The sequence below is a fragment of the Pseudomonas sp. SID14000 genome (assembly GCF_002165135.1).
Classification (GTDB): Bacteria; Pseudomonadota; Gammaproteobacteria; order Pseudomonadales; family Pseudomonadaceae; genus Aquipseudomonas.
The window spans coordinates 137,469-149,296 of the sequence record NZ_NFZQ01000008.1 but is presented as its reverse complement, the minus strand read 5'-3'; the positions used below and the strand labels follow the sequence as shown (position 1 = coordinate 149,296).

The window sequence follows — 11,828 nt, the reverse complement described above, 5'->3', positions numbered from 1 at the left end:
GTGGGCGGCCTGTTCGCCCGGCTGGTGGAATCCAGCGACCCTGTACTCATGCGCCAGGCGTTGGCCTGGCTGTATGGCTTCGTACGCCCCCATCGGCGCGCCATCGGCCTGTTGCTCGGTTTGTCGCTGGGCGCCTCGTTGCTGGCGCTGGCGCAACCCTGGCTGGTCAAGACGCTGATCGACGAAGGGCTGCTGGCCAAGGACTACCAGACCCTCTGGCACATGGCGGCGATCATGATCGGTGCCGGGCTGCTGGGTACCGTGCTGGCCGGGGTCAACCGCTACCTGCATACGCGCCTTTCAGGTCGCATCCTGTTTGCCCTGCGCGACGACCTTTACCGCCACCTGCAGCAGTTGTCGCCGACGTTCTACGGGCGGCGGCGCATCGGCGACATCCTTTCGCGACTGGATGGGGATGTGGCGGAAATCCAGCGTTTTGCCGTGGATTCGCTGTTCTCGGCGGTGTCGGCGGTGATCGGGCTGGTGGGCGCGGTGGTGTTGATGCTGATGCTGTCGTGGCAACTGTCACTGCTGCTGGCGTTGCTGGTGCCGATCGAAGTGCTGTGGCTGCGCTGGATGCGGCGCAAGGTAGAGCGCGAAGTCCGTAACCTGCGCGAACGCTCGGCAGATGTGTCGTCGTTCCTGGTCGAAACCCTGCCGGCGATGAAGTTCATCCAGGCGACCGGCCAGCAAGGTCGCGAGGCGGGGCGCCTGGACCAGCTGGGCCAGGGTTACATGCGCCAGTTGCTCAAGGTGCAGGTGACCGAATTCTTCACCCAGGCCATCCCCGGCACGCTGACCTCCTGGTGCCGCGCCTGCGCATTTCTGATCGGTGGCTGGTGGGTGATCCAGGGCACCTGGCAGCTGGGTGCGCTGATCGCCTTTTCCACCTACATGGGCATGGCGGTAGGGCCGGTGCAGAGCCTGTTGGGCCTGTACGTGGCGGTGCAGCGCATGGCGGTGAGCCTGGGGCGGGTGATGGAGCTAAAGCAGGAGGCCGTGGCCGTGCGCCCGGCAACCCGCCCGCAGCCGATACCCGATGGCCCGGGCGAATTGCGTCTCGAGGGCGTGAGCTTTGCCCATGAAGGGCGCCAGGGCACAGTGCTGAACGATGTGCAGGTGTGTGTGCCGGGTGGCTTGAAGGTGGCCATCAGCGGTGCCTCGGGGGTGGGCAAGTCGACCCTGATCGACCTGTTGCAGCGCTTCTACGATCCGGACGCCGGGCGCATCCTGCTGGATGGCACCGACCTGCGCGAGCTGGACCTGGCCGCGCTGCGCCGGCGCATTGCGGTGGTCAGCCAGGATATCGTGCTGTTCCGCGGCACCCTGGCACAGAACCTGGCCTACGGCGTGCCCGAGGCCAGCCGTGAGGAACTGGAGCGGGTGGTGCGCCTGGCGCGGCTGGACAGCCTGGTCGACAGCCTGCCGCTGGGCCTTGACGGCCTGCTGGGTGAGCGTGGCCAACAGCTGTCCGGCGGGCAGAAACAACGCATTGCCATCGCCCGCGCGGTGCTGCAGGCGCCGGCGATCCTGGTGCTGGACGAGGCCACCTCGGCGGTGGACGAAGCCACCGAGCGCGAAGTGATCGCGGCCATCGACCAGCTGTTTGCCGGCCGCACGCGCATCCTCATCAGCCACCGTGCTTCGACCCTGGCCGATGCCGACCTGCACCTGCAACTGCACGCTGGCCAGTTGCAGGTACTGCCCGAGGAGGTGATCAAGCATGGACACTGACTTGTGTGTTGGCATGATCGACAGTGGCTGCTCGCCGGAGCAGTCCAGCGCCTTGCTGGGCGCGCGCCGCTTCTGGCTGGAGGACGGCCAGTTGCGCGAAGGAGAAATCTTGCCCGACCAGCTTGGGCACGGTAGCGCAGTGCTCGCCGGCTTGCAGCGGGAGGCCGGACCGGTGCCCGTGCTGCTGGCCCAGGTTTTCAGCGCTCAGGCCAGCACCAGTGCCTTGCAGGTGGCGGCCGCGCTGCTGTGGCTGGTGGAGGCGGGGGCTGTGTTGGTCAACCTAAGCCTTGGCCTGCAGCAGGACCGGCCTGTGCTGCATCAGGCCTGCTCCGAGGCTTTGGCCGCGGGTGTGCTGTTGTGCGCTTCCAGCCCGGCCCGGGGCGGGCCAGTGTATCCGGCCAGCTATCCCGGGGTGATCCGGGTCACCGGCGATGCCCGGTGTGCGCCGGGCCAGTGGTCTTGGCTGGGTACCCGACAGGCAGACTTTGGCGGTTATGTGGGGGCGGGCGACAGGGCGGGTGCGAGCCTGGGGTGTGCGGCCCTGAGCGGCAGGATTGCCGCATTGCTGCGTGATGAGCCGGGCATGGACCGCCAGCAGGTTCATGACTGGTTGCGCCAGCACGCGGCGTTTGCCGGCCCCGAACGGCGAGGCGCCGGCCATGGCTGAACCGTGCATTGTGGTGCTGGGGGCAGGCCCTGCGGGTGCGGCCACGGCCATCGGCCTGCGGCGGCTGGGCTATGCGGTCACGGTGGTGTCCGAATGGCGCCGGTTCGCGGCGGTCGAAGGGGTTTCGCAGCGGGTGTTGGACGGTTTGCACCATGCCGGCCTTGGCGGGGCGTTGAGCCAGGCGGCGATGCCGGCGACTCGGCAAGTTCACTGGAACGGCCAGCAGTTGCACCTGAATCAGGAGTTTCTGCTGGATCGGCACAGGTTTGACCGGGCACTGCGCGACGACCTTCAGCGGGCGGGCGTGAACCTGATCGAGGGGCGGGTGCGTGAGGTCGTTCATGAGGGCGGTCATCGTATTCGTCTGGACGATGGGCAGCTACTTGAGGCCGATTTCCTGGTTGAAGCCCGGGGCCGCCAGGCCCCGCTGGCCGCAGACCGCCTGCGCGGGCCGGAGACGGTCAGCTTGCTCAATGTCTGGCAGGCCGCCCCCGGGGTGCCTGCATCGGCGGTGGAGAGCCTGGCGGATGGCTGGGCGTGGATGGCGCGCCTGGAAGATGGCCGTTGCTACTGGCAAGTCACCCTGGACGCCACCGGGCTGCCGGGCAAGGCCGAGCTAGCGGAATACTGCGCGGCGCGCCGAGCCGGAAGCACACTGGTGGCCGAGCTGTTCGATACCAGGGCGTTGGCGCCGGCACAGGTGCATGCGCGCAGCAGTACCGCGATTCTGGCCGGCGAGTGCGTAGGGCGGGACTGGATACGCGTGGGCGATGCAGCGATGGCCGTCGACCCGTTGTCGGGCAACGGGATCTTCCAGTCGCTGTCTTCGGCGTTGCAGGCGCCGGTGGTGATCAATACCTTGCTGCGCAGGCCCGAGCGAGCAGGGTTGGCACGGCAGTTTCACCAGCAGCGGGTCGAGCAGCTGTTCTTGCGCTTTGCCCGGATCGGGCGGGATTTCTATGGCCAAGAGCAGGGGCGCGTGGGGCAGCCGTTCTGGGCACGGCGGCAGGGGTGGCCGGACATGCAGGCATTGCACGTGGCGACGGACTGGAGTGCGGTGAGGGTCGAGCGGCGGCCGGTGTTGCGTGACGGGCTGGTGGATGAGGCGGAAGTGGTGGTGACGGCGGATCAGCCGTTGGGGGTGTGGCATTTGCAGGGCGTGGAGCTGGCGCCGGTGGTGCGGGGGCTGCTTAGCGGCCGACCTATCGAGGCAGTGTTGTCAGGCCTGCCAGGGGAGCAGCAGATGATGGTGCGGCGGTGGTTGTTGGAGCAGGGTTTGGCTTGAGATTGCCGGGGCCGCTTTGCGGCCCTTTCGCGACACAAGGCCGCTCCTACAGGTCCGGCCCAAACTTTGAGGCAGCGCGGTACCTGTAGGAGCGGCCTTGTGTCGCGATGGGCTGCGCAGCAGCCCCGGGATCTCGAATCAGAAGAAAGTCCCGACGATCAACTGCATGTAGGTCCCGGCATCCCGCCCACCCAGCTGCGTGCCGCCATTGGCCGCGCTGCGTTCCGGCTTGTAGAACCCTACCAGCGGGCTGATCAGCAGATGGTCGTTGACCATCCATTCCACATACAGGTCCAGCTCCCGCCCGCCCAGGTTGCCTTGGTCGGTGTCCAGCGTATCGAAGTCGAAATACAGTGCGCCCACGGTCAGGTTGTCCCGTGGCTTGCCCTTGAGCGCCACGTGGTGCACCTGGCTGTTGCTGTTGAACGGCCCGGCATAGTTGGCCGCCACCTCGCCCTGGAACCAGGTGCCATAGCCACGGCTCAGGCCATAGAACAGTGGGTCGAAATCTTCGGAAAAACGGCTGTAGCGGTAGGTGGCGGTGGGTGACCAGGGCAGTTCGGAGAAGGTCCAGTTGCCCTCCAGGTACCAAGCGTTCTCCCGCCCGCCGGTTTTGTCCTGGGTCACGTACTCGGCGGCCAGCTCCAGGTCTTTCACCCCCAGGTTGCCGCGCCCGCGCAGGCTGGCGGTGTCCATGCCGTCGCGGTGTTCCAGGCCCATGATCTGCGCGTAGCGCTGGTCCACGTCGAGGCCTCGGATCCAGCTCAGGCCCACGGTGCCGGCATCGGCGACGTGTTCCAGGTTGGCCACCGCCAGCGATGTGTCGGCCTGGTAGTGGTTGTCGGACTTCAGCCACATCAGGTCGCTGCGCCAGCCTTGCTTGCCGCCCAGGCGCAGCACGGCCGTGCGGTCGAAGGCCTTGCGTGCGGCCAGGTAGTAGGCGCCGCCGCGGTCGAAGTTGGCGCCCAGGTCGACCTTGCCCAGGTTTACCGGGTCGCCCTGGATCAGGAAACCGTCGCCCAGGGTCACCACCTGGCGGCCGCCGGAAATGTCCACGCCGTCTTCGCCCAGAGCCGGGAACAGGTTGGCCGAGCGCCAGCCCAGGTACAGGTCTTCGACGGCAGTGCGGTGCTCGTCACCCAGGGTCAGGCCGGCGGCGTCGCCATCGCCCCAGGTGGCGGAGCTGAGCAGGTTGAAGGCGCCGTAGAGCGCGCCGCTGTCGGCCAGGGCCTGGCTGCCGCTGAGGCCATATTTGATGTAGCCCTCCTGCCAGGCGGTGCTGCCGGGCTTGCGGTTGCCGGCCAGGTTGAAGCTTTCGTCGCTGTGGAAGGCGCCGAACAGGGCTTCGAGGTCGGCGTTGAGGGTGGTGCCGTCGTGGTTGTACAGCTCGTAGGCCTGGGTGACAGGCGCGGCGAACAGCAGGGCCAATGTGCAGGCGAGTGTGTGCCTCATGGTGTGCTCCATGTTTTTGTTGTTTTTGGGGTGGCCTGTACCGGCCTCTTCGCGGGTGAACCCGCTCCCACAGGGATCTCATAGTGTTCAGGCTTGTGGTGATCCTGTGGGAGCGGGTTTACCCGCGAAAGGGCCGGTACAGGCTGAAGATCAGAGCTTGATCAACACCGACTTCAGCTCGGTGTAGTGCTCGATGGCAGCGGCCCCCATCTCGCGGCCGACGCCGGACATCTTGTAGCCGCCAAACGGCAAGGCAGGGTCGAGGGCGCTGTGGCAGTTGACCCACACAGAGCCCGACTTGATGCGCGGGATCATCCGGTGCACGGCGGCCAGGTCGTTGGACCAGATGCTCGCACCCAGGCCGTAGGGGTTGTCGTTGGCCATGCCGATCACTTCGTCGATGTCATCGAACGGCATCGCTACCAGTACCGGCCCGAAGATCTCTTCCTGCACCAGGCGGTGGCGCTGGTCGACATCGACGATCACCGTCGGCTTGACGAAGTAGCCCGGCCCGAAGCCCTCGCCACCGCAGGCGATGGTCGCGCCCAGCTCACGGCCAAGCTCGATGTAGCCGGTGACGCGGTCCTGCTGCTTGGCCGAGATCAGCGGGCCCATCTGCACCGCAGGGTCCAGGCCGCTGCCCAGCTTCATGCCATTGGCGATGCCGGCAATGTCGGCCACCACGTTGTCGAAATGCTTGCGGTGTACATACAGCCGGGAGCCTGCGCAGCACACCTGGCCCTGGTTGAAGAAAATCGCCGTGGCCGCGCCGACGGCGGCCTCCTGCAGGTTGGCGTCGGGCATGACGATGGTCGGCGACTTGCCGCCGAGCTCCAGGGTGACGCGGGTCATGTTGTCCATGGCTGCCTTGCCGATCAGCTTGCCGACCTCGGTGGAGCCGGTGAAGGTCAGTTTGTCCACGCCAGGGTGGCGGCTGAGCGCGGCGCCGGCGTTCAGGCCGGTGCCGGTGATGACGTTGAACACACCGGCCGGGTAGCCGGCTTCGTCCACCAGCTCAGCCAGCTTGAGCACGCTCAGCGGTGTTTCGTCAGCAGGCTTGAGCACCACGGTGCAGCCGGTAGCCAGGGCCGGGCCGAGCTTCCAGCAGGCCAGCAGCAACGGGAAGTTCCAGGCGACGATGGCACCGACCACGCCCACTGCCTCGCGGCGGACGAAGCCGTGGAACTGGTCGTTGGGCATCAACGGCATCGAAGCTTCAACGGTGCTACCTTCGATCTTGGTGGCCCAGCCGGCCATGTAGCGCAGGAAGTCGATGGCCAGTTGCACGTCCATCACCTGGGCCACGGTGGCGCTCTTGCCGTTGTTCAGGCATTCCAGTTCGGCCAGCTGGCGGGCGTCGCGTTCCATCAGGTCGGCCAGGCGCCACAACAGGTTCTGCCGCTCGCGCGGGCGCAGGCGGCTCCATGGTGAATCATCGAAGGCCTGGCGCGCGGCACGTACCGCGCGGTCGACATCTTCGGCCTCGGCGGCGGGCACTTCACCCAGCACTTCGCCAGTGGCCGGATTACGGAACGACAGGGTGCGACCGCTGGCGGCGTCCTGCCAGTCGGCGCCGATGCGCATCTTCAGCTTGCGTTCGAGAAAGGCGCGGGTGGCGGGCAGGATGGGCAGTTCGGAAAGCATGGGGCGATGCCTCTTGTCATTGGATGTGACGGGCACAGGCGCAATGGGCGTGCCAAGGTCGGCAGATGGCCGCAAGCCGTTGAACGGGTTGGGTTTTGTCCTGGTGCAAGGTCGGGATTGCAGGGTTGCGCTGTTGCACATTGAGACGCTGTGAGACGGTGGTGAAACAGTGGCTGTTCCGGCCTCTTCGCGGGCACGCCCGCTCCCACAGGGAATACGCAATGCCTAGGGCCGATGCGATACCTGTAGGAGCGGGCATGCCCGCGAAGGCCTGCGCAGCACGCCCCTGTCTCACGATGAAACACCCTGTCGCGAAATGGCACGCTGCAATTGGCCATCTCTGCTGGCAGCAAAGCCCGGAAAACCAGCTAAAAGCTTGAAAGGAAACATTTTTACAGCACCTGGCACAGTTCCTGTATCGCAACTGTCACATGCACACCTGCTGTACCAAAGCGTGCGACAACGATAAGAACAACAACCGTGGAGGTCTGACCTTGAAGACGACTCGACTCCGGCGGCATGCGGGCAAACTGGCGCTGGTCGCCGCCGCGCTGCTGAGCACCCAGGCCATGGCGGCCGAGCAGGGCCCGAGCCTGTTGCAGAACAAGTGCATGGGGTGCCATATCCCCGAAGGCAACGACACCTACAGCCGTATCAGCCACCAGCGCAAGACCCCGGAAGGCTGGCTGATGAGCATCGCCCGCATGCAGGTGATGCACGGCCTGCAGATCAGCGACGACGACCGCCGCACCCTGGTCAAGTACCTGGCCGACAAGCAGGGCCTGGCGCCCAGCGAAACCGATGGCGTGCGTTATGCCATGGAGCGCCGGCTGAACACCGTCGAGCAGTTCGACACCCGGCTCAGCGAAACCTGTGGCCGTTGCCACTCCGGTGCCCGTGTCGCCTTGCAGCGGCGCCCGGCCAAGGAGTGGGAGCACCTGGTCAACTTCCATCTCGGCCAGTGGCCTTCCCTCGAATACCAGGCCCAGGCGCGTGACCGCGACTGGCTGCCGATCGCCCTGCAGCAAGTGGTGCCCGACCTGGCCAAGCGCTACCCGCTGGAAAGCGCGGCGTGGGCCGAATGGCAGAAGGCCAGGCCCAAGGCCGATACGCTGCCGGGCCAGTGGGCATTCAGCGGCCACATGCTGGCCAAGGGCGATGTGCGCGGGGTGATGAGTGTCACGCCTGACCAGGGCGACACCTTCAAGGTCGAGGTCAAGGGTGCGTATGCCGACGGCACACCGTTCAATGGCAGTGGCTCGGCGATCCTCTACAACGGCTATGAATGGCGTGGCAACGTCAAGGTCGGCGACGCCAACCTGCGCCAGGTGTTCGCCGCGCTGGATGGCGAAATGAAGGGCCGCATGTTCGAGGCCGACCACGATGAGCGTGGCCTGGACTTCACTGCAGTGAAGGAGGGCAAGGCGCGCCTGCTGGCAGTACAACCGGCATTCATCAAGGTCGGTGGCGAAAGCGAAATCACCCTGGTCGGCAGCGGCCTGGCCGGCAAACCGGACCTGGGCGCTGGTGTGGAGGTGACTGAAGTACTGCAGCAGACCCCGACCCTGATACGGGTGAAGGCCCGCGCCGCAGCCGATGCCAAGCCTGGCCAGCGCGAAGTCGCCGTAGGTGCGCTCAAGGGCGTCAACCTGGCGGTCTACGACAAGGTCGAGGAAGTGAAGGTGGTACCGGCATTCTCCATCGCTCGCATCGGCGAAAACGGCGCCTCGGTGCCCAAGGTGCAGGGCCGTTTCGAGGCCGAAGCCTGGGGCAAGGACGCCAATGGCCAGCCGCTGCGCATCGGCTACCTGCCGGCCAGCTGGAAGGTCGAGCCGTTCAACGAGCGTGCGGTCGAGGACGAAGACGTCAAGTTCGCCGGGACGATGCAGGTCGATGGCGTGTTCGTGCCAGGCGGCGCTGGCCCCAACCCAGAGCGCAAGATGATGACCAACAACGCCGGCAACCTGAAGGTCATCGCCACCCTGGCCGACGGTGGCCAGACTGGCGAAGGGCACATGATCGTCACCGTACAGCGCTGGAACAACCCGCCGCTGCCGTAACGGCAGGGGGCTTACGGTTTTCCAACGGATCGATTATCGGGAGGTCGCCATGGGCGCACTACTGAACCTGGTCGAACGCAACCTGCATGAAGTGCAGGTCGATGCCGACCGCATGCTGTTCCATATCCCCAGCAGTTCGCTGTTCACCGCCGATGCGGTGACCGGCGGCATCATCGACACCCTGCGCCAGCAAGGCTGCTCGGCCGAGGAGCTGATGCAGCGCCTTGGCCAGCAGTTTGCCGGTGACGATATCCAGGACACCCTGCGCGAACTGATCGCGCTGGAACTGGTCAGCGACGGCTCGCCGCTGACCCCGGAAATCGCCCTCAAGCAGGTCGAGCGCACGGCGCTGAACACCGTGGTGCTCAACGTCAACACCGGCTGTAACCTCAGCTGCACGTACTGCTACAAGGAAGACCTGGACAAGCCGTCCGCGGGCAGGAAGATGAGCACTGCCACCGCTGAAGCCTCGGTGGAGATGCTGCTCAAGGAGTCGCCCGACGAGCAGCGCTACAGTGTGGTGTTCTTCGGCGGTGAGCCGCTGTCCAACCGGCCGCTGATCGAGCACATGGTCGCCTACTGCGAGCGACGCTTCGCCGAGGCGGGCAAGCAGGTGGAGTTCATCATGACCACCAATGCCACGCTGCTCACCGAAGAGATCATCGACTGGCTCAATGCTCACCGCTTTGGCCTGTCGATCAGCATCGACGGCCCCAAGACCGTGCACGACCGCAACCGCATTACCGTGGGCGGGCAGGGCACCTATGACGTGGTGCGGCGCAAGGTCGACATGCTGCTGTCGCGCTACCACAGCCGCCCGGTGGGTGCGCGGGTCACGCTGACCCGTGGCATCACCGACGTCGAGACCATCTGGAACCACCTGTTCAACGAACTGGGCTTCGCGGAAGTCGGCTTTGCCCCGGTCACCTCCGGCGACATGGCCAACTTCAACCTCACCGGCGAAGAACTGGTGCAGGTGTTCGCCAACATGAAGGCGCTGGGCCGGCGTTACCTGGAGGCTGCGCTGGAGCACCGCAACATCGGCTTCTCCAACCTGCACCAGCTGATCACCGACATCCACGAAGGCCACAAGAAGGCCCTGCCGTGCGGCGCCGGGCTGAAGATGCTGGCAGTGGACCACGAGGGCGAGCTGAACCTGTGCCACCGCTTCACCGGCTCCAGCCTGCCGACCTTCGGCAACGTGCACCAGGGCGTGAAGCAGGCCCAGCTCAACGACTTCCTGTCGCAGCGCCTGGACCGCAGCAACACCGGCTGCGACAGCTGCCGCATCCGCAACCTGTGCTCCGGTGGTTGTTACCACGAAAGCTATGCCCGCTATGGCGACCCGCAGCACCCGACCTACCACTATTGCGAACTGATGCGCGACTGGGTCGACTTCGGCATTGAAGTCTATAGCCGCATCATGGCCGCCAACCCGGCCTTCATCGATCGCTACATCACCCCGCGGAAGGCGCACTGACATGAAGCACTTGAAGCCCCTGAACAACAAGGCGCGCATCCTCGAGCAGGCCGCCGCCGAAGACCGTGTCGAAGAAGTCATGGCCATGAGCGCAGTGGCGGGCTGCACCGCCACCACCGACCCGGGCTGGGAAGTGGACGCCTTTGGTGGCGTGAGTTCGCTGTGCCAGCCGATGGAGGCCGACCTGTATGGCTGCTCCGACCCTTGCTGGTGGCCGGCCCAGGTGCCGGACATGATGAGCACCTACCAGGACTGGAACGCCCAGGCGAGCAACTCCGCCGAAGACTGGCGCAACCTCGGCACCGTGTTCCCGAAAGACAAGTGACCGGCCCAACAAGAATGACAAGGGGAAACCGCATGAAAGCTGGACGCTGCGCGTCACTCGCGCTCACCATCGCTGCCACGGCCTGCGCCGGGCTGGTACAGGCCGCCGACACCGGGCCGGCGCTGAAGGCTGGCCACGAATACATGATCGTGACCAACTACCCGAATAACCTGCACGTGGTCGATGTGGCCAGTGACACGGTGTACAAGAGTTGCGTCATGCCCGACAAGTTCGGCCCCGGCACCGCGATGATGGCGCCGGACAACCGCACCGCCTACGTGCTCAACAACCACTACGGCGACATCTACGGCATCGACCTGGACACCTGCAAGAATACCTTCCACGCCAACCTGTCCAGCGTGCCGGGTGAGGTGGGCCGGTCGATGTACTCGTTCGCCATCAGCCCGGACGGCAAGGAAGTGTACGCCACGGTCAACCCGACCCAGCGCCTGAACGACCACTACGTGGTCAAGCCACCACGACTGGAGGTGTTCAGCACCGCCGATGGCCTTGAGGCCAAGCCAGTGCGCACCTTCCCGATGCCGCGCCAGGTATACCTGATGCGTGCGGCGGACGATGGCAGCCTGTACGTCGCCGGGCCGGACATCTACAAGATGGACGTGAAAACCGGCAAGTACACGGTGGCCTTGCCGCTGCGCAACTGGAACCGTAAAGGCTACAGCGCCCCGGACGTGCTGTACTTCTGGCCGCACCAGAGCCCGCGCCACGAATTCTCGATGTTGTACACCATTGCCAGGTTCAAGGATGACAAGCAGGACCCGGCCACCGCCGATCTGCTGTATGGCTACCTGAGCGTCGATCTGAAGACCGGCAAGACCCACACCCAGGAGTTCGCCGACCTGACCGAGCTGTACTTCACCGGGCTGCGTTCACCGAAAGACCCGAACCAGATCTACGGCGTGCTCAACCGCCTGGCCAAGTACGACCTCAAACAGCGCAAGCTGATCAAGGCAGCGAATCTGGACCACACTTATTACTGCGTGGCCTTCGACAAGAAGGGCGACAAGTTGTACCTGGGGGGCACCTTCAACGACCTGGCGGTGTTCAACCCGGATACGCTGGAGAAGGTGAAGAACATCAAGTTGCCGGGTGGCGACATGTCCACCACTACGCCGCAGGTGTTCATCCGTTAAACCGGTGTTGCTTTCTTCGCGGGTAAA

Annotated in this window: 9 protein-coding genes; 7 read left to right on the top strand and 2 right to left on the bottom strand. The window is 65.4% G+C overall.

Going from position 1 to position 11,828, the window contains the following annotated elements; all coding sequences use genetic code 11:
* From CAY82_RS13920 to CAY82_RS13910, 3 genes are read left to right on the top strand one after another with little or no spacing between them, the layout of a single operon-like run.
* Nucleotides 1-1,734 carry an ABC transporter ATP-binding protein gene (locus tag CAY82_RS13920; RefSeq protein WP_087501720.1) on the top strand — a complete coding sequence of 578 codons (1,734 nt, stop codon included), beginning with the start codon at nucleotides 1-3 and terminating at the stop codon, nucleotides 1,732-1,734.
* A complete protein-coding gene (locus CAY82_RS13915) occupies nucleotides 1,724-2,401 on the top strand; it encodes a peptidase S8 and S53 subtilisin kexin sedolisin (protein WP_087501719.1) in 678 nt (225 codons plus the stop codon). The genes CAY82_RS13920 and CAY82_RS13915 overlap by 11 nt, the downstream gene beginning before the upstream one ends.
* Nucleotides 2,394-3,686: an NAD(P)/FAD-dependent oxidoreductase gene (locus CAY82_RS13910; RefSeq protein WP_087501850.1), complete on the top strand. Its 1,293-nt coding sequence runs from the start codon at nucleotides 2,394-2,396 to the stop codon at nucleotides 3,684-3,686. The genes CAY82_RS13915 and CAY82_RS13910 overlap by 8 nt, the downstream gene beginning before the upstream one ends.
* Nucleotides 3,687-3,824: 138 nt before the next feature.
* On the opposite strand, the gene CAY82_RS13905 is transcribed toward CAY82_RS13910, so the two are convergent.
* Nucleotides 3,825-5,138, bottom strand: a complete 1,314-nt coding sequence (locus tag CAY82_RS13905) for a hypothetical protein (RefSeq protein WP_087501718.1) — start codon at nucleotides 5,136-5,138, stop codon at nucleotides 3,825-3,827.
* A gap of 150 nt (nucleotides 5,139-5,288) precedes the next feature.
* Nucleotides 5,289-6,782 (bottom strand): aldehyde dehydrogenase, encoded by a 1,494-nt coding sequence (locus tag CAY82_RS13900; protein WP_087501717.1) that lies wholly within the window; start codon nucleotides 6,780-6,782, stop codon nucleotides 5,289-5,291.
* Nucleotides 6,783-7,276: 494 nt separating this feature from the next.
* Here CAY82_RS13900 and peaA point away from each other — a divergent pair, with 494 nt between their 5' ends.
* Genes peaA through peaD form a run of 4 tightly spaced genes read left to right on the top strand, consistent with a single transcriptional unit; the run spans nucleotide 7,277 to nucleotide 11,801 of the window.
* Nucleotides 7,277-8,842, top strand: a complete 1,566-nt coding sequence (gene peaA, locus CAY82_RS13895) for a quinohemoprotein amine dehydrogenase subunit alpha (protein WP_087501716.1) — start codon at nucleotides 7,277-7,279, stop codon at nucleotides 8,840-8,842.
* Between the two features lie 49 nt (nucleotides 8,843-8,891).
* Nucleotides 8,892-10,322: a quinohemoprotein amine dehydrogenase maturation protein gene (gene peaB / locus CAY82_RS13890; RefSeq protein WP_087501715.1), complete on the top strand. Its 1,431-nt coding sequence runs from the start codon at nucleotides 8,892-8,894 to the stop codon at nucleotides 10,320-10,322.
* A gap of 1 nt (nucleotide 10,323) precedes the next feature.
* Nucleotides 10,324-10,647, top strand: coding sequence for a quinohemoprotein amine dehydrogenase subunit gamma (gene qhpC / locus CAY82_RS13885; RefSeq protein ID WP_004375838.1), 324 nt, complete (start codon nucleotides 10,324-10,326; stop codon nucleotides 10,645-10,647).
* A gap of 32 nt (nucleotides 10,648-10,679) precedes the next feature.
* Nucleotides 10,680-11,801, top strand: a complete 1,122-nt coding sequence (peaD, locus tag CAY82_RS13880) for a quinohemoprotein amine dehydrogenase subunit beta (RefSeq protein WP_015270567.1) — start codon at nucleotides 10,680-10,682, stop codon at nucleotides 11,799-11,801.
* Nucleotides 11,802-11,828: the final 27 nt, after the last annotated feature.